A 23,078-nucleotide genomic window follows, 5' to 3' on the forward strand; every position below is an offset into this window, starting at 1 on the left:
GAATCGTCAAGGTCGGGAAACGGCTACCAATCATACTCATCGTCGCTGTATGAGACCTCTTTTTTAATCTCCGGAATGGGCCGCCATTGCAGAAAAATCGAAAATTCCGGTCGCCATTGATAATAGGAGAGTCCGTCGTCATTATCAACAAGCTCAGGGCTTCCTGAATAGACAAAGTTGAGGTCCCAGTCCCGCATGGAATGTACAGCTTTTATCGAAATACTTTCAAGGTTGAAATTGGAAGCTTCTCGCCTTGATCGGTCGAAAAAGGCAAAAGAGTCCAAAAGATCGCTCACTATATTCAGAGGATCATCGGAATAGGTATCAAAATATTGATAGGTAAGCGTGTTGCTGGAAACCGAAGAAAATTCGATATCAAGGAATTCAGCTATCGAAAGCTTGAATGAGAGATCAAAGGTAAACTCATTTTCCGAATATCGGATAAGATTCATTTCCCATGAACTACCGAGCGAAAGAGACAAATCAATTCGTCGCTTCCAAAAGGGATCGGGATCGAATTCAAATTTGAGTCCCGTCTCAATACTGTACGGCCTGAAAGCCCAGTCATCTTCCTGCTTTTCCCATCCGGAGTTCGTCAATTCATAGTCGTAGGCCCTCTTGGCCAAAAAATCAACATACAGCGGGAAAAGTGTTACCTCACCCTCATAGCTATCGACCTCCTGATCGTCGAAATCCCAGGTAAGGGCATTGCTGAGTTCGATGTTTTCATCAAAAAAGGAAAAAGCGACGGTGGAGGCGGCAAGATCATGGTCGTCCGAATCCATTCCAAGGTCGACCTTTTCGCTGAGTGTCAGCCAATCGAAGGGGGTTATACCGAGTTCCCAAATGAGATAATCAGAATACCAATCATGCGCGGTATAGGTCCATATCCCCTTTCCACTCAGTTCCATCCAGTTGTTTTCAACGGCCAAAACAGGCTTAACATAAAGATCCTTTGGCGGCAATTGCAGCGTAGTTGAAAGGCTTTGACTGCTTTCCACCTCCTTACGTACAAAAGAGGTCGTAAACAGATGATTGGTGATACTGTCTTCGCTCCAGGTCAATGGGATTGTATTGAAACTTGTGTCGCTATCCCCCTCCCATCTACCGGCAAGCACGGTACTTGTTCCTTCATACACGACTGAAGAATCGTTCCATAGATCGCTGGCAAGAAACGGCTTCCAGGTAGCGGCAAAGCTATTTGTTACATCGTAACGGGTCGCAGATTCATCGGCATCCTCTCCGTAATCAGAGTCCAATTCGTCACTATAAATGGTATGGTCTTGGTACGTTCCGGAAAAGAGTACCTTATTTTCGAAGCTGAAAAAGTCCTGCCATATCGCGGCCTTGTAATTCAGAGCCGCCGTTCCGGTCAGCTTGGTGAGGGTGTAATCCTTATCCAGGGAGACATCTTCGGCGGAAGCATAATCGGTGACATTGTATACATTTTCCTGTGACGCGCTCGGCTTGATGCTGAAACCAAGGGAATTTTGAAAGAGAGAGGAATTGCTTGAGGAGAAATCAGCATCCTCTGATATGGAAGAGGGGGCAGCACCGTTTCCTTCCACCTCGATATCGAATACATCATTTGCAACGTCACGCTCTCCCGGCCAGGCTCCGGGCAATGCAATGCCACCTTCAGCCGAAGGGTCAGATTCGCTATCCCCTTGGCTTGTCTGAAGGGATGTGGAAAAGGTATCAAAAAGAGAACCTGTAAGGGAAAAGGAAAGATTAGGAAGGTCAAAAGATTCCGGATAGTAATAGCCTAGAGGATACAGTGTAGTTCCTGAACCATCTTCCGAAGCAAGTATTGCGGCTATGGCCAAGGAGTCGAGGGTAAAGGTGATATCCCCCCGTTTAGAAAGTACCAGAGGATCCGTAGAACTAATTTCAATGCTTGGGTTCAGCTCCTCATCCTCGTCCTCGGCATCCCCACTTTCGTCTTCGAGAACAGAATCGGAATCGATAAAGCTCTTCCACTGCATTCCCTCTTTGCGAGGCAGAAAATCACTGCGTACCGTGGGATCGGAGTAGAGAGGAAGATCCATCGAAAGTGTGAACCACTTTGTCAATTTCCGTTCACCGGAAAAATCAAAACGAAAGCGAAAAGGGAAGGAATTTCCCAGAATCATGGGCTCCTGCCAGTCAACATCATAGCTTCCGTCATCTTCGATAAGAGTCGTGTAGCCGTAGGAACTTTGATCAATTTCCCTGGTCTCGGCTATACCAGCATAGAAAAAAAGCTTCTGCCATGCCCCCAAGGCCTCATACTCGCCTTGAAGTGCCGTAAGGAGGCCGAGATAGGTATAGTAGTCGGCAACCAGTTTGATATAACCGTTATTTGTCTCCTCATTCTCTTCGCTCGGAACCTTTGTAAGAAAAAGCCCATCACGTTCATAACGAAACGAATCCGAAGAGCCATCGAGATATTCCAGAAAGGAAAGTCCGCTCTCTTCTTCCTCCTTAGATTGACCACGAAGATAGGTCGTGGTTTGAAGGAAATATCCCTTTGTCAGGTTGTAACCGAAGTTCGGATGGATAAAGAGGGTGTCGCCCGGCATGAAGAAATAGGGAAGCGGGAGTATCGGAATTCTTCCAAGATATAGAGTGGCATCCTTTACGGCCCACTCTCCGGGGCGAAAAATGGTTATGCGCTTGGCCTTAATACGGTAGTAAGGCTCTTCCAGACCGCTTGAGGAGATAACACCGTCATCAAGAACCACACTTCCGTCCGAAAAACGCCGAATGCTCCTTCCACTGTAAAAGAAAGTGACACTCTTCTCTTCTACCGTTTCCTCCTTGCTGCTGGCACCGGAGAAAAAGGTTCCCGACCAATCTTCGGTATTGAACACTAGGCTTTCTCCGCGAAAGAGCTCGGAACTGTCGTTGCGGACAAGCTCATACACGACGTTTCCCTTCGCGGAGAGGACTCCGGTATCCCGATTAAACAATATATAGTCGGCCGTTACCTTGTGAAGTGTTCCATTCTTTTTATCGTCAAGGGTGATGGAGACATCTCCCTGCAATTCAAAATAGTGTTCTTTTGATTGGGGATCGCTGTAACTCTCGGCAGATTCCGCCTCCTCCACACGGATCGTCGTCTCGGCGGAAAGGAGCTGCCCCCCAAAGAACAACAAAGCCATTGCCCAAACGAGGGGGAAGCGGTACATCATACAATAGTTGCGTGCCCCTTGCTTCATCTCCCGTCCAAGAGATCCTGCAGATAACGACCGGTATAGCTCTTCTTGTATCGAGCCACCTCTTCGGGAGTACCGGTGACAACCACCTGCCCTCCTGCCGCTCCACCTTCAGGACCAAGATCGATGATATGATCTGCCTGTTTGATCACGTCGAGATTATGCTCGATCAAAAGCACCGTGTTCCCCATGTCCACCAACTGGTGGAGCACTTCCATCAACTTCTTTACATCGGCAAAATGGAGCCCTGTTGTCGGTTCATCCAGAAGATAGAAGGTCTTTCCGGTGCTGCGCTTAGATAATTCCAGGCTCAACTTCACCCGCTGAGCCTCCCCTCCCGAGAGCGTTAAGGCGGATTGTCCAAGTTTAATATAGTCGAGCCCCACAGAATGGAGGGTATCAAGTTTACGTTTAACAGAGGGTATGTGAGAAAAAAATTCCCGGGCCTCTTCTACAGTCATTTCTAGGACCTCGTGAATGTTTTTTCCCTTATATCGGATATCGAGGGTCTCCCGATTGAAGCGCTTTCCCTTGCACACATCGCAGGTAATGTAGACATCGGGTAGGAAATGCATCTCGATTTTAATCGTTCCATCGCCCTGACAATGTTCACATCGCCCTCCCTTCACATTAAAAGAGAAGCGGCCGGGTTTGTATCCCCGTGCCTTTGCATCGGGAAGAGAGGCAAAAAGCTCGCGAATAGGAGTAAAGAGGCCAACATAGGTAGCAGGGTTCGACCTCGGGGTCCTTCCGATGGGAGACTGATCGATATTTATGATCTTATCGATGTTTTCGAGTCCCAGAATTTCATCGTAGGAAGCCTCGGGGAGTTTGCTTTTCCCCACTCGATTCGAGATTGCGGGAAAAAGGACATCGCTTACCAACGTCGACTTTCCGGACCCGCTCACCCCTGTGACAACCACCATCTTTCCCAGCGGGATGGCAACATCTATCCCTTTAAGATTGTGCTCCCTGGCACCTTTAAGGAGGATCTGTTTTCCGTTACCTTGCCTGCGCTCCTGAGGAACGGCAATAGTCTCTTTTCCGCTAAGAAACCTTCCCGTTATACTTTTTTTGTTTGCAAGGATCTCTTCCAAGGTTCCTTTTGCAATGACATGCCCCCCATGAACGCCAGCCCCTGGACCGAGATCCACAATGTAATCGGCAGTACGAAGGGTCTGCTCGTCATGTTCCACAACAATCAATGTATTGCCAATATCCCGAAGATGCTTAAGGGTTGCAATGAGTCGATCGTTATCGCGTTGATGTAAACCAATGGTCGGTTCATCCAGGATATAGAGAACGCCGACAAGACTTGATCCTATCTGGGTCGCAAGGCGGATTCGTTGGGCCTCTCCTCCGGAAAGGGTACTTGCACGGCGCTCCAAGGTAAGGTATTCCAGGCCGACACTCTTCATGAAGGTGAGTCTGTCGACGATCTCTTTCATAATCTGAGATGAGATCTTTTTTTCGGTCTCGCTTAGCTTCAGCTTCGAAAAAAAGTTGAGAGAATCATCCACGGAAAGGCTGGTGAGGTCAAAAATCGAAATTCCCCCGACCTTTACGGAAAGAGCTTCAGGTTTCAGCCGCTTTCCGCCACAGGCCGGGCACTCTTTTTGGGACATAAAACTCTCAAGCCACTGCTTTATCCCCTCGGAATTTGTTTCGAGGTATCGCCGTTTCAGGTCGTTGAGGACTCCGCGGAACTGGGTCGAATACTCGAACTTACCCGTTTTCTTCCTGTTCACGTAGGTAACATCGATTTCATCGTCGCTGCCGTTTAAGATAATGTCGAAAATTTTCTCGGGAAGTTCGTTTAAGGGGGTATCAAGAGAAAAATTGTAATGTTCCGCCAAAGCCTCAAACCAGCTACGATGCCAGGCGGAATCCGGATTTGCGGTGGCGATGCCCCCCTGGTTGAAAGAGAGAGACCTATCGGGGATCACCAATTTCGGATCGAACTCAAGGGTCATTCCAAGTCCGGAACAAACCGGACAGGCTCCATAGGGATTATTGAAACTGAAGAGCCTGGGTTGAAGTTCCGGCATACTAAACCCACAGCGATGGCAGGCATTTTTCTGGGAAAAAAACGCCTCTTTCTCGCCATCCTTTGTCGCCGTAACGGCGATAAGAGAACCATCGGCAACGGAAAGGGCGGTTTCTACGTCCTCGGCAAGTCGCTTTCGTATATCACGACTCATCTTCAATCTGGAAACCACAATCTCAATGGTGTGCTTCTTATTTTTTTCGAGTGTAAACTCTTCATCCAAAGAAGCTACCCGACCATCAACCCGAACACGAACAAATCCGGCCTTCCTCGCATCTTCAAATATCTTCTGATGTTCCCCCTTCTTCCCCCGAATAACAGGAGCAAGGATCATCAATTTCGTATCTACCGGATGCGAAAGCAATATATCGAGGATTTGATCGATCGACTGCTCCTGGATTGGATCCCCGCAATTGGGGCAATAGGCCTTTCCGATCCGGGCCCAGAGCAGCCGGTAATAGTCGTAAATTTCCGTAACAGTTCCCACCGTCGAACGGGGGTTTTTGTGGGTTGTCTTCTGTTCTATGCTGATGGCGGGACTCAGCCCCTCAATATAGTCGAGATCAGGTTTATCCATTCTTCCGAGAAACTGCCTGGCATAGGCAGAAAGGGATTCGACATAACGCCTCTGCCCCTCGGCAAAGATGGTATCAAAGGCAAGGCTTGATTTACCGGAACCGCTAAGTCCGGACACCACAATCAAACTGTCTCTCGGCAACTCAATATCGATATTTTTCAGATTATGCTCTCTAGCACCCTTGATGATGATCTTATTCATAAACAGGAGAGTACGAAATTTCCTAAAAACCGGCAAGCGCATCTTCTGCAAGAAGACGCCAGCGCCCACCGCCGTTAAGGTAGCTCAGGATGGTAAAGAGTTCCAAGGCACGCTCTTTTGCACCCTCTTGTTCCAGCAGGGAGGCAAAATGGTAGAGAGACTCATACATTCCCGCATCCTCGAAAAAAAGCGCAATATCGTCATCGGCCTCCCCCTTTTTCAGAAGGTTCAAGGTATTCTCATAACCATACGAGGTGGTGATAAAGCGATATCCAGGCTCTCGGGATAAAAGGAGATCGATGGTCATGGAAAGCGGGATGGTACATGCAAGCAGCAAATGTCCCATTGCCGCATCACTCTCCCCTCTTTCCATAAAAAGAGTACCCAAAGCGGCATGGGCGGGAATTGTTTGGCTACCTTCGGGGCGATAGAGCTCAAGGAATTTATCAGGTCCCTTTTCGAGGTAGTTACTCAAGAGAAGCTTATCGGGAATTTCCTGAACTGGATACTCTTTTTTCTGCATCGAGATAATCTCTGCATACACGGCGATTGCTTCTTCCTGCTTACCTTCCCGCTCTAAAACCCTCGCAAGGAGCTTTCGTGGGGTATACCGTTCTTCCCACACATAGAAGCTCTTTTCATGCTCGATGGCGTTGCGATATGCCTGCTCTGCCAAAAGAAGTTCACCTTCCGCCTCATACACCTTTCCCGTCCAGGTATATCCGTCTGCTATGAGATCGCCCCGCTCCAAGGTTTTTCTAAAATAGAATAGGGCTACTCCCAACTCACCGTCGTGGAAGGAATTTTTTCCCCGTTCCAGCAAGATCCAGGAGGGGGGGCCCTCGGTACTTTGTGAAAAAAGCCCAGGAACAAGACAGAAGAGAAGTATCATACCGATGAGAAAAACGCTTCCACCACCATCTCTGCAAGCTTTTACCACCGTAAATTCCTCCCGAGCGATCACCCTTCAAAGGATGAAAATTGATCCCAAAAGGCCTTGTACGCCCTTTCCGCTTCCCCTTTATAGACTATAGACCCTTTCCGAAAGACAATCACTTCCCTTCCTGCGCCGGTTATGCCAATGTCTGCGTGACGGGCCTCCTCCGGACCGTTCACGACACAGCCCATAACCGCAACCGTAAGTGATTTGTCGCTTTTCAATAACTCTTTTTCATAACGGGCAAGAAAGGCATGAGGGTCGAAGGTTGAACGGCCACACCGAGGACAGCTGATAATCCTAACTCCATTCTTGCGAAGTCCAAGGGCTTTAAGGATCTCAACTCCGGCCATCACCTCTTTGATCGGTTCTTCGGAAAGACTTACACGGATAGTATCACCGATGCCCATAAGCAAAAGGCGAGAAATCATGATCGACGACTTTACCGTTCCGGGAACCAAGGGCCCTGATTCTGTAAGACCTATATGCAGAGGATAGCGATATCGCTGTGAAAAAAGGGTATTAGCTTTTACACTGCTTTCAATATCGGACGATTTCAGACTGAAGACCACCCGGCTAAAGCCTATTTTCTCAAGAATACCGATCTCCTCTTCGGCAGCAAGCAGCATGGCCTCTCCACGATCGGGGTGATTGCGAAGCGTTCGAGGCAGAGATCCTCCATTTATACCGACGCGAATTGCAACCCCGGCATCGGCGGCCGCACGAAGCACCGTCTCGGCCTTTTCCCGTGATCCTATATTTCCAGGATTAATGCGGACCTTATGGACACCTGCACGAATGGCCTCGAGAGCAATGCGATGATCAAAATGAATATCCGCAACGATCGGGATCGGGCTTCTTTTGGCAATCGATCCGATGATTCTCGCATCTTCAAGACGGGGAGCCGAAAACCGTATTAGATCACAACCAAAGGCCGCAAAATCATGTATGGATGCCAACACATCATCAATAGTTTCACCGAGAGGACGCTTCCACATGGTTTGGACCGTTACGGGAGCGTCGCCTCCTATAAAGAGATCCCCGACGGGAATTTTTTCTCGTAGCATGTTCATTACACCACTTTAAAAAAGCCGGCCCGTATGCCATCGGCGGAGGACCGGCTTTATATACATGAATTTGGTGAGCCTATCCGACGACACCCATCATAAATACCATAACAAACAAGGCAACCGTCTCGATCAAACCAAGGACCATGATATAGTTACCAAATCCCTTACCTGTTTCAGCCAAGGCATCGGATGCATATGCGCCAGCCTTTCCCTGGAAAAAAGCGGAAAGTCCCATTGCAATACCGCCGAACAAGCCTACACCAAGCAAAAGCCAACCATTCGCCGTATCGGCAACCCCTTTGAGGGTATTCATCAGAATATACCCGTAGATGGTCTGAGTAAGGGGAGCCCCAACAAAGGCAACCAGCATGAATGGTGCCGGTTTGTTCTGTGCAAAGCACTTTTTCCATGCACCGACTGCAGCCATTCCGGCGGCACCGGCACCAAAGGCTGATCCCATTGCCGCAAAAGCAAGGGCTGCTCCAATTCCTAACATTCCGAAGTTCATCTGCTCTCTCCTTCTTTCTAAATGAAGTATTTACTTCGTTTCTTTTTTTCGAAAGGGGTCATATGCAACCCCAGTCCATTCCATTCCCAAGTGACCTGAAAATTCCAGTACATTCAATCGTATACCATGTACGATCACGGAAAGCGCTCCCATGGCAAGATTCAGTCCATGGCCGAGGAGAAGGATCAGAACACTACCGATGATCCCGACAACGTCGTTTCCCAATCCGGAAGCCATGGCATTGAAGCTTTTTGCGATCTCAACCGTTGCAAGTCCGACGGCGAAAAGACGTATGTAACTGATAATATCGGAAAAGGCGGAAATAGAATCCAAGAATGTTGTCAAAAAACCACCGATCCCTTTAAGAACACCCTTGATGAAATTTCCCTCCTGCTGGCCGAAGAGGAAGACAGCCGCCAAGCCGCCTATGATCATGTAAATACTGTAGGTCGGCATGGGAAATTTCTCTGCATCAAGAACAAGGTTCAGAACAAGATAAAAAAGGCCCAAAACCATCGAGAGCCAGCCAAGCTGGGCAAAAGCACGGATCATAGGTTTCTTCTTCACCTCTGTCATAAAATTCCAAATGTGGGCAATAGAAAGATGTATTGTTCCCAATACAAAACAGATGAATTTTATCACTTGAGAACTCTCTTCCGATCCAAAACTGGCTATGGCGGGAATCGTCAAGGCCTTTAAGGGGGGAAGCTCTGCCAGAAATTGAGATCCGAACCAGGTACCGGTAATGGCGCCCCAAACCACTGTACAAGAACTCAAAACCGTAAGCAGCACCATGGCCGTTGGGACCTTCCCCGTTTTTTTCCTGCCGCTTCGCATTCCAAGCAGAGCAGGGATGAGGAAGATAAGGCCGTACCCTGCATCGCCGATAATCATAGCAAAAAAGATGCTGAAAAAGATAAGGAAAAAGAGACTAATATCCCGTTCGTGATAGCCAGGTATCGTTCCCAACATACCGAAAACCGGCTGGATAATGGAGATGGCCTTGGGATTTTCAACCAGAGTCGGAACTTGATCCTCATCATCGGGATCCGTAATGATAATCCCCATACCGTTTTTAGCGGCCATCTTTTTGATATCTTCGCTTCGCTTTTCGGGAATAAACCCCTTCAGGTAAACAATCGTCCCTTCCGAGTGCATGCCGGTTACAACATTCTCAAACTGAACCATTTCGTCCAATTCATTAAGCACCCTTGCCAAACGGTTTCGGCTCGAAGAAAGGCGATCAAGCTCTTCCTGAATATGGGTGATCTGGGAATGTCGGTCTTCAATTGCACCTTCGATCTCGGAAAGTGGTTTCTCGGGAGGCAAAAACTCTTTCCAGCCCTCGGCAGCGAGGCTTCCATCATCCACAACCGCAACATAGCGAACGCTTTTTGTTGTTCGTACGGGAAAAAGATTTTTCACCGTACCGGCCGTTTTTGCCTGCTCGGCACTAAGTTCGAAAAGCCGTAAAGCTATCCCCCGTTTCTTCAATTCTTCGATCATCAGGGGATCAAAATCCCCCCAGGGTACAACCCGTTCACGTTCCCGCTCAAAGCGTTCAACATCATCGGATAATTCCCGGATGCGTTCGGCCTGGCGATTCACCCTTCGTGCCAGTTCCAATGCAGCATCAAAAGATGAAGGGCCGCCGCTTTCCTCCGGAGCATCAGGCGAAAGGGTAAAAATCGCACGATCAACCATGTCTCTGGTTTTTTTCAGCTCTTCCAATCGCTCACCACTTCCGGCCAGCTGTTCAATATGAAGCAGACCGAAATCTTGCAATTTTGCGATTGAATCGCTTTTTCGTGTCTCGGTGGTAACCAAAACCACCTTTTTCATAGGTACAATCATCGCTAAGAGACCCTCACAATCTTGTTCTTGGCAATCTTTCCGCGAACCACCGAAGCTGTCTGCTGATCGCTAAGATAGATCTGAATCTTTCGGATGTTCTTTTTTGTTTCGGGTATTTTTACCTTTTCGAAAAGATTGACCCGCTGCGTCGTGATCCGTAATTCCTCGCCCAGAAGATCTGCCTGCTGGCGCAGAATCTCAATCTCAGCATCCAAGGAGGAAATTTCTTTCAGGGTCACAACACCCTTATCAACCCAAAGGGGCTTTTCAAACAGGTCATAGGGGATGGTATCCAAAATCAGTTTGCGAAAGACCGGTATATCGACACCAGCGATATTTCCCATTTCCCGGTCCACAGCCTTGACTCGAACCAACTCCCCTATTCCGACATCTTCACCGAATACCGCTATCCAGCTGGCAAGATCGTCACGAAGCTGTTTCTGCTTTGCCTCAATGTCCCTGATCTTCTGTTCGACCTGACGGATGACCATCTGCAGCTGCTGCTTTTTCAGCATAAGGGTCGGAAGGTAGCGCTGGTACCGTTTAAGAGCATCCTTTTGTTTTTTCTGTTCGTTTTTGGTCAGCTTTACCGCCGCCATCACATCATCCTTTCGGCCAGAACTTGTTGAGCAATTCCGTTCTCAGACCGGTCTCTTCCTTGGTAAAACATTCGGAAAGAATCTCCCAGCCGTTGTCCAGCGCTTTTTCAAGGGGAATATTCACCGAAAGGTCCATCATCTGCTCTTCGAAAAGCACACCATATTTCAGGAGCTTATTGTCCCAGTCGGTCATACGGAATCCCATGGATCGTTTCTCCAGCGACTCCTTGTATGCGGCATAGAGTTTGATCATACCGTCCATAAGAGCCCGGTGATCCTCTCTGGTATCCTTATTGACCGACTGCTTCAGTCGTGAAAGGCTTCCGAAGGGCTCGATTCTTCCTCCTTTGAGGTAATACTGCCCCTCTGTGATGTATCCGGTATTATCGGGAACAGGATGGGTAACATCATCTCCCGGCATGGTAGTAACGGCAAGGATGGTAATTGAACCGGACCCCTCAAAATCGACGGCCTTTTCGTATCGACTTGCAAGCTGGCTGTAAAGGTCTCCGGGATACCCACGGTTTGAGGGAACCTGCTCCATGGTTATGGACATCTCTTTCAAAGCATCTGCGAAGTTGGTCATATCAGAAAGAAGGACAAGCACCTTCTTTCCTTCAAGGGCAAATTTTTCGGCCACGGCAAGGGCGATATCCGGAACCAAAAGACATTCAACGATGGGGTCCGCCGCCGTGTGTACGAAAAAGATGGTACGGCTCATGGCCCCGCCGGATTCAAGGGTCTCTTTAAAATAGAGGTAATCGTCGTACTTAAGCCCCATACCTCCCAAAATGATCAGGTCGACTTCCGCCTGCATGGCAATTCGAGCCAGCAACTCGTTGTAGGGCTCTCCGGAAACGGAGAAGATCGGCAACTTCTGACTCTCCACCAGGGTATTAAAGAGGTCGATCATGGGAATACCGGTACGTATCATATTGCGAGGGATGATACGCTTGGCCGGATTTACCGAAGGCCCCCCGATATCGATCAGGTTCTCGTTAAGCTCGGGACCATTATCCCTGGGTTTACCGCTTCCGGTAAAAATCCGCCCGAGTAGGTTTTCCGAATAGGAGATCTGCATCGGATGACCGAGGAAACGCACCTCGTCTCCGGTGGATATTCCCCGACCTCCGGTAAAAACCTGAAGGGAAACCCGATCTCCGTCGAGTCGGATAACGTTGGCAAGCGAATCACCGTGACGGCTGCTTACCACCGCAAGATCATCATAGCGGACCCCGTCTGCCTTTACGGTAATAACACTTCCGGCGATCGCCTCAATTTTACTGTATACTTTGCGCATCGTTTCTCCCACCTTTCACTATGCCTGCTTTAGCAGCCGTTTCGCATCTTCCTGAAAACCGGTCTTCTTTTCGTCGAACATCTGACGGATCATCTTTTCCTGGGCAACAAACTCATCAGACTTCCATTCGCTTCCATTGAAATCGAGAAAGCGCTGGCGCAACTGGTTGAAATAGGTTCGAGCCTCATCCTTCTGGGAAAGATCATAGTTCGAACCGATAATTTCGAAGAGCAGATTAAAGACGTAGGTCTGACGCTCCACGCCTACCGCAGCATCGACAGGATCAAAGGAGTTCTGCTGCAGGTAGACATAATCGATAAAATCGGATTTGAGATAGATGATATAGTCGTCGATACTGGTGCCTTCCTCACCGACGACCTTCATCATCTGCCCCACCTCATCGCCCCGATGCAGAACCTGCCGGGCGTATTCGGTTTTCTGGGGCTCGATGACCCCACTATACTTGCTCCAACTGTCCAGAGGGTGGATAGCCGGATATTTTCTTGCATCCGACCGTTCCCGCGAGAGTCCGTGGAAGGCACCAACGACCTTCAAGGTCGCCTGGGTCACAGGCTCTTCGAAGTTCCCTCCGGCGGGGCTTACGGTACCACCGATGGTGACCGATCCGATCGATCCATCTTTGAGCCGGACCACACCGGCACGTTCATAGAAACCGGCGATAACCGATTCGAGGTAGGCGGGAAAGGCCTCTTCTCCCGGTATCTCTTCAAGACGACCGGACATCTCACGCATTGCCTGGGCCCAACGGCTCGTGGAGTCGGGAAGCATGAGAACGTTGAGTCCCATCTGCCGGTAGTACTCGGCCAGCGTAACAGCGGTATAGACCGAGGCTTCCCGGGCCGCAACCGGCATGGAACTTGTGTTACAGATGATGATCGTCCGCTCCATCAAGCTTTTTCCCGTTCGCGGGTCGATCAGTTCGGGAAACTCCTTCAATGTCTCGACGACCTCACCTGCACGTTCACCGCAGGCCGCAATAATAACGATATCCACTTCGGCATGTCGGCTGGTAATCTGCTGCAAGACTGTCTTTCCGGCACCGAATGGACCGGGAATACAGTAGGTCCCGCCGAGGGCCACCGGAAAAAAGGTATCGATCAGACGGACCTTGGTGATCATCGGTTTAGTCGGCTTAAGTCGCTCGTCGAAGCAGGAAATAGCCCGTTTTACCGGCCAATGAAAGCTCATGGTAAGGGGAATATCGTTTCCCTTTTCATCGGTCATCACCGCAATCTCATGATCGATGTCGTAGCTTCCAGCCGACTCCATCTTTTTTATGCGGTAGCTTCCCTGCTTATCGAAGGGAACCATAATCCGATGCTCGAAAATCCCTTCGGGGACAGTTCCAAGGGTATCGGCTGCGGTAACACTATCTCCAACCTTCACCTTGGGAGAAAAATCCCACTTTTTGTCCCGAGGTAAAGCACTCAGGTAGACTCCTCGCTGAAGAAAGAAGCCGCACTGCTGGGCCAATTCGGGAAGCGGGTTCTGAAGGCCGTCGTAGATCTGCGTCAGCAAACCGGGACCAAGCTCTACAGCCAGCAGCTCTCCGGTAAACTCCACACTGTCGCCAACTCCGACTCCACCGGTCATCTCAAAAACCTGCATCTCAGCCCGGTCTCCCCGGATTCGTATAACCTCCGACTTGAGGCGTTTTTCATCTAAAACGATATATCCCACTTCATTCAAAGAGACGGTACCGTCGACTAAGACCGATACCATATTTCCGTTTACGCCTATGACTTTACCACTGCTCCTATCCATCAGCTCTCTCCATTCCCGGTTGAGGAAGCAGAAGCAACCGCTTCCCGTACGTCTGCATAAATTTCTTCAAATCGCTCTGTACCAAGCTCGGGGCGGAAGGCCCCTTTCCTTTCCAAAAGCTGCAATTTGAGATAGATAATCATCATTCGTTGAAGGTCAAAATAGTGACCGACCTCCATTTCCTCAAGCTTCCGCCAACGTGCCTTATTAAGCACATCTTCCGCCTGTAGGGGGGTCGGCTGCCCCAGGGCATCGCGGACAATCTCTTCAATTCCCGTCGGTCCTTCGCCGGGGCGCAGATACGTTGCGGCATCCATGCCAAGGCCCGGCGCTCTGGAACGAATCAGTTCATTACGAAGTTCCTGTTCAAATCGGTACCAGGAGATAAGAAAAGCGGGGAGCTCACCCTCTTCCTGGTCGGAAATATCAAGTTTTGCACAACGAAGGGAACGGTAGGCGGCATCTGACATATCTTCCGCACAACGTGCAAGAAAATCCTCCGAACGTATACCGGAGGCTACGTCATACGAAAAGAACGGCAGGGTGGCAATCGTATAATAGTATTGAGCCAATTGCCGCCTCCCTTATTCCTTTTGGCCTTTTACACTCTCCCGCAACAAAGAGGAAAGCCGGGGACTTACATACTGAGAAAGAATTTCGGCAATTCCGTCGGCCGTGAAATTGTAGTAGGCACTTCCGCCTTCCTCGGCAATCTTAAAGCCGGCTTCTATTCCGGCCACAGGCTTGACGGTAACGCCCTTCTTCATCTTGGTTCCAAGCGCTTTTTTAAGATACTCTTCCACTTCCACTCGCTCGTTTTCAGGAAGTAGGAGTTCAAGGGAATCCTTCTCCTCGCTCCAGTTGGAAAGAAGGGCGACGATGGCTTTGGATAGGCCTTCTCCGGTGAGGGCTGAAGCCGCTTCCTTCTTTACCACCGCATCGAGCATTGAGGTAATCGATGATTCGAGACTAAGGAGCAGATCTCTTCCTGCCTGCCGGATCGATTCTTCGGCAGTCGCCTGCATTTTGGCCGCATCTTCTTCGGCCTTTTCTCGGATCCGGGCCGCCTCTTGTTCCGCATCGGCTATAATTTCATTTCGCTTTTTCTGTGCCTCATTAACGATTTCTTTAGCCTGGGCCTCGGCATTGTCGACCCCCTCGCTTTTAATCGTCTCTATCAGCTCTTTCAGTTGAACATCCATAACAACCCCTTCGCCAATTCAGTGAAATTTTATCTATTCCGTATCATACATGGTGACAGACCATTCATCAAGAGAATACGGAAACCGAGGACTTCATTCCTCGTCAATATACCGGTAAATTTTTTCCATCCGCCTCTGGAAAAAGCCATGCAATGCCTTTGGAGCGTCGCTTCGTTCCGTTAAAATTGATAAAACAGCTATCCTCGCTTCATCGACGGAGGAAAAACTTTCGGCCGAAAGATGATCTACCTCTTCATGAATCGCCTTCAGAATTTGCAGTTCATGGCGAAGTAGTGCACTATTTTCTGTCCAGACATATTCGGTGATCTCACGGCGATCATGACGCTCACTGGTAGAATCAAGTAATACGACAATCCCCTCTTCCATGGCCGAAATCTCAACCGAAAGGATACGTAAAAACTTCCGTAATTTCTCCTTCATATTATTCTACCTCGTAAGGGTAATACTATAGGTCTTTATCGGTATCCGCAAGATTAAAGCCGATACTTAACACCGATGTTTCCGTAAATTTTAAAGGCGGTACCGTCTCTTGCAATACGAATTCCTCTTCCGGGATAGGCAGTCTCAATTTTCTCCTGCAGCATAGAGGCAACCGTCTCTTCGATCTCGCTCTGCACTGATTTTGGAACCTTTGCAAGGGTAACCATATCCACTTCCACGACCCAACCCCTGCCGTGTTCGGAACCGAAACCGGGGGAGAAGGCGGCCCCGACGTTGAAGAGGCCGTCCCTGCTTTTACTTGCCGTTTCTCCCTTCGCAGGTCTGTTGGGATGTAAGGGGTAAAGCTGTCCATAACGATTCTCCAGTGCTTCGTCTATTTCATCGAAGCTCTTTTTAAGAAAATCTTCCCACTCTTCCATCTGGGGATTTACCATCTCTATACCTCCTCCTCGTCCTCTTTTGCCTCATCATTTGTCACCTGAGGCACCGTTTCAACCCGTTTTCTGCGGGGGCGGAGCCTATGCTTCGTTTTTTTGGGGGTGCTTGGGGAAATATTGGCAACGGCTAAAATAATAGACACGACAAGGATCATGAGTACGGTAACTACAATAAAGTGAGGAGAGCGTATCAAGGCAAGCAAAAGCTCAAAAAAAGAATTCATCCCAGTCGTACCACCGTTTTGCCCGCCCCTCCATCGTCGGGATGAGCAAATTCATAGGATTCCACGGCCTTATGGCCTCTCAAGTAATCGTGTATTCCCCGCTGCAAGATCCCTTCACCGGTACCATGGATCACGGAAAACTCCCTCAAACCCTGAACAAGTGCCGCATCTATCTGCTTGATAAGAGCGTCTATGGCCTCTTGAAGTCGCATTCCCCGGAGATCCAGAACGAAAGAGGCCCTCTGACCGGCAGATGGGGCATCATAGCTTACGGCAACTTTCTGCCGTCCCCCTTTCTGCTGGGCTTTAACGGCTCGAAGCTCTTTTTCCGCAACAGGCAATTTCATCGGGCCAATCGCAACGATCCAACGATCCCTTTTCTCTTTTCTTATGAGTACTCCCTGTTTTTGATAGTTTGAGACAAACACGGTCTGCCCCTCCTCGAGCGGAAAATCGGAAAACGCTTCCTCCTGATGTCGATCTTCGGGTACCAGAAGACGTTTTTGCTCCTTTTCGTACAGCTCCTTCTCATTGTGGGAACGTTCCTCGATCGTGCCGATGAACTCTTTTACCTTGAGGGTCTTATCCCTGTTTATCTCCCCTTCACGCAACTCACGAACAAGGTTTTCAAGTTCACGTCGAGTCTCATGCATGAAGGCATCGAGACTACGATACCCCTCTTTTCGCAGTTCGTTCTCCCGCCTTCTAAGACGGAGTTCCTTCAGATCGTTTTCCCGCACCTCTTCCCGTAGACGTTTCTCACGCTGATTAAGGCGCTGTTCTTCACTACGGAGACGAGAAGTCTGTGATTCGAGTTCCCGGATCATGGTACCGACCTCGCCGGCAGATTCCTGCCGGTAGTGTTCGGCTCGATCAAGTAAGCCCTGGGGCATACCGCTGCGTTGTGCAATCGCAAAGGCGTGGCTTTCACCGGGGATTCCGGAAATCACACGGTAGGTAGGCATGTGTGAAGACTCATCGAAATCCATGGAAGCGTTCATTGCCCCCGATCGGGTATAGCCGAAATTCTTCAACAAGCCGTGGTGGCTGGTTGACACCGTCAGGGCATCTTTTTCAATCAGCTCCTCAAGAATCGCCATGGCAAGCACCGATCCCTCGGCAGGATCGGTACCTGATCCCAATTCGTCGAGAAGAACTAAGGTGTGAGCCTGGGCAAGCGATATGATATCCGCGATGGTCCTCATGTGCCCTGAAAAGGTAGAAAGTGATGCCTCTATCGACTGATCGTCGCCTATATCGGCATAGACGGCACGAAAGACCGGTAATTCACTCTCTTCGGCCGCAGGAATCTCTATCCCGAATTGATGCATCAGTACCAATAAGCCGATGGTCTTCAGGGTAACGGTTTTTCCCCCGGCATTGGGACCGGAAATGATTAAGGAACGTACCGATCCCCCCAGTTCGATATCGATAGGAACCGCATCAAGGCCCAGTAGAGGATGTCTGGCCCGTTTGAGCCGAATTCCCTCGTCGACAATCATAGGGCGAATCCCCTGATAATAGCGGGAAAGGCGTGATCGGGCCTGAATGACATCAATCTCTGCGATGACCGGAATGAGCGTCTCAAGGCTCTCCAGGCGGTCGCGAACAAGGGCGGAAAGCTCTCGTAGGATCTTGATAACAACCTGATGCAGCTCATGTTCCTGGATGGCAACCTCGTTATTTTTCTCGAGAATGTCAAAGGGTTCGAGGTAGAGGATAGCCCCTTTGGAAGAAACGTCATGAATAATGCCCTTTACCGCCCCGCGACGCTGCGCCTTCAGAGGAAGGACAAGCCGTCCATCCTTCTGACTTGGCACATCATTTTGCCATAAGTCCTTACTTTCGTTCATATAGCGGGAACTCATCTCCATTAATTCCCGTCGTAAAGCACCAAGACGCTTTCGTATCGTACGCAACTCCGGGTGATTTTCTTTCACACTTCCATCCGCTTCCAAAACCGAAAAGATGCGGGAAGCAAGTTCACGGGGAGGATCAAGGCGCTGCAATAGCTCGAGCAGATGTGCGGGAAACACCGCCGCCTTCGACTGGGGAGGAAAAAGCTCCTGACTCCCCTCTTGTACATAGTCCTGCAAGATAGCGGCTGATTGGATATAACGTGCAATGGGATAGAGATGTTCGCCATCAACAAACGATCCTGGTCTGGCAAGCTCTTTAAGAGCCTCTGTAATTGAGGGAAAAGAGAGAGCGGGTAACTCCCGAAACTGCTCCATCAGAACTCGTAGGGCAGCTACATCATCATGGAGCGATTCACACTCGCGACGCTTTGTCAGAATACGCTGTCCGGAAAGGAGCGTTCGTCCCTCTTCACTAAAACAACGGGCTGAAAGTTCCTTTCGTATTTTGTCGAATTCTAATAGCTCAACTGTTTTTTCCACCGTTCAAGTTCCTCATAAAGACGAAGATAGCTTTCAAAGCGATCTTCGTGGATCTTTCCGGCAAGCACAGCCTCCCGTACTCCGCAGCCAGGTTCTTCCCGATGCGTACAGGGTTGAAATTGGCAGAGGTGGCTATAGGCGGAAAAATCCTTGTAATAAAAGCCGAGATCCTCCGGCCCAATTCCATAGGGAATGATCTCCCTTACTCCAGGAGTATCAATCACCATGCTTCCTCCAATGACATAGGCTCGAGACAAAGTAGTCGTATGTCTTCCCCTATTATACTTTACCGAAACATCTCCTGTCTTTAACTCCAGCTTGGGATAAAGCGTATTGAGCAGGGAAGATTTGCCGACTCCCGATTGGCCGAAAAAAGCAACACAATGGCCATCTATCCTTGTTTTTAGCGAATCGGTGCCTTTCTTTGTGACTGCAGAGGTCCTGAAAATCTCATACCCCATCGCCTCATAGGCATCAAGCCGCTTCTCAATGGCGGCAATGGCCTCTCCGGCAACATCGTCATACCCCTCTATCTGATCATATTTGTTAAGCACGATGATGACCGGTACACGTTCCCCGGATGCTACAAGTACCCGATCAAGAAAGCGAGGACGGAATGGCGGTGTCACCGGAGAGAGGATGGCAACAAGAAAATCGATGTTTGCGGCAACTGCCTGCGGCATGTTTCGCTTCTGGTTGAGACGAACAAAGGCATTTATGCGCTCTTCTCTGGAAAGGATGATCCCCTCCTCATCGGCTTCGTTACTTTGCCGTTCGTAACGGACGCAATCCCCCGGGGCAAGGGGGTTATACTCCTGCAAACTGCCACGTTCCAAGACTTTGCCTTTAATCCTGCATCGCAAGGTAAGATCCTCGACGGCATCATAGAGGGTAAAGATATTGTTTGCCCCCCAAAGAATGGTTCCCGTCGACTCCATTACACAACGCCGCCCCAGCCGAGAGCATAGGCATCGGCGAAACGCCGGTATGTATCGACCGCCCCCTCAATACCGCTAACAAAAAACTCACCGCCGCCCCCGCCTCCATGGTATTCTGAAACCATTTGGATAACGTGCCTTCCGACCCCTTCGATGGAATCAACGATTTTCACCCGGCCACCGAAGGCTTCGGCAATCTCATCCCTGACATGAAGGAAATGGGTACATCCCAGAACCAAGGTATCAACCTCCTTTTCCGAAAAAAAGGCAACCGCAGGGGCAAGAACCTCACGAATCTCATGAGGTTCGGCATCGAGGAGATGATTTTCGACAAAATCCACGATATCGACACCGGCGAATCGTTCGACCTGAAACCCGTCGGCAAAAAGCCTGACAAGATTGTCGGTATAGGGATCCTCCACGGTACGCTTTGTGGCAAGCAATCCAATGGTATGCGTACAAGAAAGAGCGGCGGCCGGTTTTATCGCCGGAACAACCCCTACGAAGGGAACGGAAAAGGTGTCTCTGAGCTTCTGAAGCGCCGTTACCGAAGCTGTGTTACAGGCAACGACGACAATCGAGGGATCAACACGTTCGATGTAGCGTTCCATGGAGCCTATGATAAGCCCACCCAACTCTTCAATGGATTTTTCGCCGTAAGGGAAATTCGCCCTATCGGCAAGATAGCGATAGGAGAAGTTGGGAAGCTTCTTTCGTACCCACTGAAGGTATGGCAATCCTCCGATACCGGAGTCAAAGAAGGCAATTGGGCCGGTATTCTTCATGGCCGTATAGTAAAACCTTCACGGCGTATTGACAAGCCAGAGTTTTCCATTACTCTAAAACTATGTTTTCCAATTCCATATGTAGTGAGCCGGGGTGTAACTCTTTCTCGGCTACCGGTCAAAGCACCTGTCTGAAGCATAGCCCCGACAGGGAAGCAAGCACCAAACGCTGCAAAGAGATCCTCGATCGAGAGAGGCGAATAAAAGATATCAGCTGCTCGGGCATCGTCCTCCGGGAACTTGATATGAGAGAGAAAACCCTCACCACCTGTAATTTTTCCGAAGCACATTTTCGCAATATTGATTTCAGTGGCTCACGGTTTCGGCTTTGCTTTTTCCCTTTCTCAACCTTTGAGAAATGTCGTTTCACGGGATGCAACATCACCTATTCCGTCTTTGCCGGTTCAACCTTCGTTGATTGCGATTTTTCAGGATCCGATATCATTCATACAAATTTTCTGGGGATAAAGGCCGAACATACCATCTTCGACGATTCGGATCTCTACTACTCAAATTTTACCAATGCGAAGCTCAATAATGTCACCTTCATCGACTGCAATCTGAAAAAGGCAGACTTTTATGCGACCGAGAGGACAGGTGTTAATTTCAAGTATTCGAACTATGAGGAAGCAAGTTTCGGAAGGGAAGCGGTATTATGAAGCTCTTTTTCCATTTTGCCGTCGTCGGTTTTTCCAATACCTATCTGATCGGCCCCGAGGGGGGCGGGAATGCAATCCTTATTGATCCCGGCGTGATGGATGTGGAGCTCTTGGACATGATCGAGTCAAACGGCTACTATGTTCGTTACATTCTGGTCACCCATAGCCATGAAAGTCATGTAAAGGGGCTTGGTACCATTGGAAAAATCTACGATGCAGAGATATACGGAAAGCACCCGGTGGTCCTCGGTCGCTCGGCGCATGTCCTTGAGGATGGAAAAGAGTACGATTTCGAGGGGATCAAAGTGGTTCCTATTGATGTAAAGGGACATTCGGGAGATCATTTGGTTTACCGAATTGAGAACATGCTGTTCACGGGCGACATCCTTGCCGCAGGCAGAATCGGATCGAGTGAAGGGGCTGTAGAACGAGCCATCATGCTCAAATCGATACAGAAACGAATTCTCCCACTCCCCGACTATATGCTCATCTTCCCCGGCCACGGCTCGCCGACTACCCTCAAAACGGAAAAGCTCTTCAATCCGGATCTACGGCTCGGTAGTCAAGTCCCCAGCACTGCTGAAGGGGAGCTCGGAAGCGTTCGGGAAGAGGAGCGATAAAGCGGCGAGGCTCCCTCTCCCCCGGCAGAAGGATTTCAAGGCTCATGGAGTGAAGCATCAAACCAAGGTCCGGAAAACGGGTGTTTTTTCTGCCGTAGATGGGATCACCGATGACCGGGTGGCCAAGCATCAGCGTATGGACCCGAATTTGATGGGTCCTACCGGTAAGCAAGTTAAAAGCGGCAAGAGAACAATCATTTCCTCGCCTGAGCCTGGTATACTCCGTCACCGCAGGCTTTCCTCCACTCATAGTCCAGGTAAAACGTTTCCGGTTCTTCGGGTCACGGATGATGCCGCTTTCCATACGGCCCGTTGCATTGGAGAGGTCTCCCTTCACAAGGGCAATATAACGCTTTTTACACCGTCTGTTGGCAAATTGCTCCGCAAGAAACTGACGGGTTTCCGGATCTTTTGCCGCTATTAGGACCCCTGAGGTATCCTTATCGAGACGATGAACGATGCCGGGGCGTACCGTATCCTCGCCGAACCGTTCTCCCAGTTCGCGGCAATGATACAAAAGGCCTTGTACAAGGGTTCCGGACCAGTTCCCGGCCGCGGGATGAACGACAAGTCCCTGAGGCTTATCAACGACAATGACGTGCTCATCCTCATATATAATAGAGAGATCGATGGCCTGCGCCCCGAAGGATGGCTCGGGCTGATCCTCGTACATTAATGCAATACGATCCCCCGTATAGACCCGCGATGATGCCTTGACCACCTTTCCATTAATAAAGAAACGGGGATTACGCTGACGCAGTTGGCTGCGGGCAAAGAGTCCGGCAACCTCGCTCACATAACGATCGATTCTGACACCTCCGTCCGGGATATCCCGAACGCGGTCCTCCCAGCGGCAGCCTTGTTTCTCAACGCCCACCGGAAGAGGCTCCAATGATATAATCGACAAGGGCAAGCAAGAGTGATCCACCGACCGCCGCCAGAATCCGATAGGTTCGTTCTTCACTATCTACCAAATATTCCCCGCTTCCCGTCGAATAGAAGGGAACATAATCGGTATCGAAATCGTGGGCAACATAGTTGTACGAATCAAATCCAAGGGTCGATAAAAGAAGAGTAAAGGGGAGCGAGCCAAAGAAAATAACCTCGGCACGCCGAAGGTCCAAGGCCCATTGAGGAAATTCGGATGCACTATAGGGTTCGTAATCGGACTCATCGCTTGCAGTATCTTCAGTATCATCGGCAGGCAGTAACGTTGCAACAAAGCAAAGGAGAATGAGAAAAACAACAATTCGCACGACAAGAGGACGGGTCATCTC

Annotated in this window: 21 protein-coding genes; 2 read left to right on the forward strand and 19 right to left on the reverse strand. The window is 49.6% G+C overall.

Annotated elements, in window-relative coordinates:
- Positions 1-23 precede the first annotated feature (23 nt).
- From SPIRS_RS12380 to murI, 17 genes are all read right to left on the reverse strand, one after another.
- Positions 24-3,200, reverse strand: coding sequence for an LPS-assembly protein LptD (locus SPIRS_RS12380; protein WP_013255028.1), 3,177 nt, complete (start codon positions 3,198-3,200; stop codon positions 24-26).
- On the reverse strand, positions 3,197-6,022 hold the full coding sequence (gene uvrA / locus SPIRS_RS12385; RefSeq protein ID WP_013255029.1) for an excinuclease ABC subunit UvrA: 2,826 nt from the start codon (positions 6,020-6,022) through the stop codon (positions 3,197-3,199). The genes SPIRS_RS12380 and uvrA overlap by 4 nt, the downstream gene beginning before the upstream one ends.
- 22 nt (positions 6,023-6,044) lie before the next feature.
- Positions 6,045-6,962, reverse strand: a complete 918-nt coding sequence (locus SPIRS_RS12390) for a tetratricopeptide repeat protein (protein ID WP_013255030.1) — start codon at positions 6,960-6,962, stop codon at positions 6,045-6,047.
- Positions 6,963-6,982: 20 nt separating this feature from the next.
- Positions 6,983-8,032, reverse strand: a complete 1,050-nt coding sequence (gene ispG, locus SPIRS_RS12395) for a flavodoxin-dependent (E)-4-hydroxy-3-methylbut-2-enyl-diphosphate synthase (RefSeq protein WP_049784630.1) — start codon at positions 8,030-8,032, stop codon at positions 6,983-6,985.
- Between the two features lie 73 nt (positions 8,033-8,105).
- Positions 8,106-8,537, reverse strand: a complete 432-nt coding sequence (locus SPIRS_RS12400; RefSeq protein WP_013255032.1) for an ATP synthase subunit K — start codon at positions 8,535-8,537, stop codon at positions 8,106-8,108.
- A gap of 30 nt (positions 8,538-8,567) precedes the next feature.
- On the reverse strand, positions 8,568-10,379 hold the full coding sequence (locus SPIRS_RS12405) for a V-type ATP synthase subunit I (RefSeq protein ID WP_148224074.1): 1,812 nt from the start codon (positions 10,377-10,379) through the stop codon (positions 8,568-8,570).
- Between the two features lie 14 nt (positions 10,380-10,393).
- A complete protein-coding gene (locus SPIRS_RS12410) occupies positions 10,394-10,990 on the reverse strand; it encodes a V-type ATP synthase subunit D (RefSeq protein WP_013255034.1) in 597 nt (198 codons plus the stop codon).
- Positions 10,991-10,994: 4 nt separating this feature from the next.
- Positions 10,995-12,290, reverse strand: coding sequence for a V-type ATP synthase subunit B (locus SPIRS_RS12415; RefSeq protein WP_013255035.1), 1,296 nt, complete (start codon positions 12,288-12,290; stop codon positions 10,995-10,997).
- An 18-nt stretch (positions 12,291-12,308) separates the two neighbouring features.
- The gene (locus SPIRS_RS12420) at positions 12,309-14,075 is read right to left on the reverse strand and encodes a V-type ATP synthase subunit A (RefSeq protein ID WP_013255036.1); all 1,767 of its coding nucleotides are present in this window, start codon (positions 14,073-14,075) and stop codon (positions 12,309-12,311) included.
- Complete coding sequence (locus tag SPIRS_RS12425) at positions 14,075-14,647, reverse strand: DUF2764 family protein (RefSeq protein ID WP_013255037.1); 573 nt, start codon at positions 14,645-14,647, stop codon at positions 14,075-14,077. Before SPIRS_RS12425 ends, SPIRS_RS12420 begins: the two co-directional genes overlap by 1 nt.
- A gap of 12 nt (positions 14,648-14,659) precedes the next feature.
- The gene (locus SPIRS_RS12430) at positions 14,660-15,277 is read right to left on the reverse strand and encodes a V-type ATP synthase subunit E (protein WP_013255038.1); all 618 of its coding nucleotides are present in this window, start codon (positions 15,275-15,277) and stop codon (positions 14,660-14,662) included.
- A 93-nt stretch (positions 15,278-15,370) separates the two neighbouring features.
- Positions 15,371-15,718 carry a RasGAP domain-containing protein gene (locus SPIRS_RS12435; protein WP_013255039.1) on the reverse strand — a complete coding sequence of 116 codons (348 nt, stop codon included), beginning with the start codon at positions 15,716-15,718 and terminating at the stop codon, positions 15,371-15,373.
- Between the two features lie 53 nt (positions 15,719-15,771).
- On the reverse strand, positions 15,772-16,173 hold the full coding sequence (locus SPIRS_RS12440) for a hypothetical protein (RefSeq protein WP_013255040.1): 402 nt from the start codon (positions 16,171-16,173) through the stop codon (positions 15,772-15,774).
- 2 nt (positions 16,174-16,175) lie between these two features.
- Entirely contained in the window at positions 16,176-16,400 is a 225-nt protein-coding gene (locus SPIRS_RS12445; RefSeq protein WP_013255041.1) for a hypothetical protein, read from the reverse strand.
- Positions 16,397-18,799: an endonuclease MutS2 gene (locus SPIRS_RS12450; RefSeq protein ID WP_013255042.1), complete on the reverse strand. Its 2,403-nt coding sequence runs from the start codon at positions 18,797-18,799 to the stop codon at positions 16,397-16,399. Before SPIRS_RS12450 ends, SPIRS_RS12445 begins: the two co-directional genes overlap by 4 nt.
- Positions 18,775-19,737: a ribosome small subunit-dependent GTPase A gene (gene rsgA, locus SPIRS_RS12455; protein ID WP_013255043.1), complete on the reverse strand. Its 963-nt coding sequence runs from the start codon at positions 19,735-19,737 to the stop codon at positions 18,775-18,777. The genes SPIRS_RS12450 and rsgA overlap by 25 nt, the downstream gene beginning before the upstream one ends.
- Positions 19,737-20,522 (reverse strand): glutamate racemase, encoded by a 786-nt coding sequence (gene murI, locus SPIRS_RS12460; RefSeq protein WP_013255044.1) that lies wholly within the window; start codon positions 20,520-20,522, stop codon positions 19,737-19,739. Before murI ends, rsgA begins: the two co-directional genes overlap by 1 nt.
- Positions 20,523-20,584: 62 nt before the next feature.
- Between murI and SPIRS_RS12465 the strand changes: the two genes are divergently transcribed.
- Both SPIRS_RS12465 and SPIRS_RS12470 read left to right on the forward strand, forming a co-directional pair.
- Positions 20,585-21,181, forward strand: coding sequence for a pentapeptide repeat-containing protein (locus SPIRS_RS12465; protein WP_013255045.1), 597 nt, complete (start codon positions 20,585-20,587; stop codon positions 21,179-21,181).
- A complete protein-coding gene (locus SPIRS_RS12470; RefSeq protein WP_013255046.1) occupies positions 21,178-21,801 on the forward strand; it encodes an MBL fold metallo-hydrolase in 624 nt (207 codons plus the stop codon). Before SPIRS_RS12465 ends, SPIRS_RS12470 begins: the two co-directional genes overlap by 4 nt.
- On the opposite strand, the gene SPIRS_RS12475 is transcribed toward SPIRS_RS12470, so the two are convergent.
- Together SPIRS_RS12475 and SPIRS_RS12480 are read right to left on the reverse strand one after the other, a co-directional pair.
- The gene (locus SPIRS_RS12475) at positions 21,719-22,678 is read right to left on the reverse strand and encodes an RluA family pseudouridine synthase (protein WP_013255047.1); all 960 of its coding nucleotides are present in this window, start codon (positions 22,676-22,678) and stop codon (positions 21,719-21,721) included. The genes SPIRS_RS12470 and SPIRS_RS12475 overlap by 83 nt on opposite strands.
- Entirely contained in the window at positions 22,668-23,075 is a 408-nt protein-coding gene (locus tag SPIRS_RS12480; RefSeq protein WP_013255048.1) for a hypothetical protein, read from the reverse strand. The genes SPIRS_RS12475 and SPIRS_RS12480 overlap by 11 nt, the downstream gene beginning before the upstream one ends.
- Positions 23,076-23,078 lie beyond the last annotated feature (3 nt).

This window comes from Sediminispirochaeta smaragdinae DSM 11293 (assembly GCF_000143985.1).
Classification (GTDB): Bacteria; Spirochaetota; Spirochaetia; order DSM-16054; family Sediminispirochaetaceae; genus Sediminispirochaeta; species Sediminispirochaeta smaragdinae.

Bases quoted from the DNA above. Each gene is read 5' to 3' on its own strand.
- ispG (WP_049784630.1), bottom strand. From the start codon at position 8,032: ATGAACATGCTACGAGAAAAAATTCCCGTCGGGGATCTCTTTATAGGA.
- SPIRS_RS12445 (WP_013255041.1), bottom strand. From the start codon at position 16,400: ATGAATTCTTTTTTTGAGCTTTTGCTTGCCTTGATACGCTCTCCTCAC.
- SPIRS_RS12430 (WP_013255038.1), bottom strand. From the start codon at position 15,277: ATGGATGTTCAACTGAAAGAGCTGATAGAGACGATTAAAAGCGAGGGG.
- SPIRS_RS12420 (WP_013255036.1), bottom strand. From the start codon at position 14,075: ATGGATAGGAGCAGTGGTAAAGTCATAGGCGTAAACGGAAATATGGTA.
- uvrA (WP_013255029.1), bottom strand. From the start codon at position 6,022: ATGAATAAGATCATCATCAAGGGTGCTAGAGAGCATAATCTGAAAAAT.
- SPIRS_RS12405 (WP_148224074.1), bottom strand. From the start codon at position 10,379: ATGAAAAAGGTGGTTTTGGTTACCACCGAGACACGAAAAAGCGATTCA.
- SPIRS_RS12465 (WP_013255045.1), top strand. From the start codon at position 20,585: ATGTTTTCCAATTCCATATGTAGTGAGCCGGGGTGTAACTCTTTCTCG.
- SPIRS_RS12400 (WP_013255032.1), bottom strand. From the start codon at position 8,537: ATGAACTTCGGAATGTTAGGAATTGGAGCAGCCCTTGCTTTTGCGGCA.
- SPIRS_RS12380 (WP_013255028.1), bottom strand. From the start codon at position 3,200: ATGAAGCAAGGGGCACGCAACTATTGTATGATGTACCGCTTCCCCCTC.
- SPIRS_RS12440 (WP_013255040.1), bottom strand. From the start codon at position 16,173: ATGGTAAATCCCCAGATGGAAGAGTGGGAAGATTTTCTTAAAAAGAGC.
- SPIRS_RS12415 (WP_013255035.1), bottom strand. From the start codon at position 12,290: ATGCGCAAAGTATACAGTAAAATTGAGGCGATCGCCGGAAGTGTTATT.
- SPIRS_RS12470 (WP_013255046.1), top strand. From the start codon at position 21,178: ATGAAGCTCTTTTTCCATTTTGCCGTCGTCGGTTTTTCCAATACCTAT.
- SPIRS_RS12410 (WP_013255034.1), bottom strand. From the start codon at position 10,990: ATGGCGGCGGTAAAGCTGACCAAAAACGAACAGAAAAAACAAAAGGAT.
- SPIRS_RS12480 (WP_013255048.1), bottom strand. From the start codon at position 23,075: ATGACCCGTCCTCTTGTCGTGCGAATTGTTGTTTTTCTCATTCTCCTT.
- SPIRS_RS12435 (WP_013255039.1), bottom strand. From the start codon at position 15,718: ATGAAGGAGAAATTACGGAAGTTTTTACGTATCCTTTCGGTTGAGATT.
- rsgA (WP_013255043.1), bottom strand. From the start codon at position 19,737: ATGGAGTCGACGGGAACCATTCTTTGGGGGGCAAACAATATCTTTACC.
- murI (WP_013255044.1), bottom strand. From the start codon at position 20,522: ATGAAGAATACCGGCCCAATTGCCTTCTTTGACTCCGGTATCGGAGGA.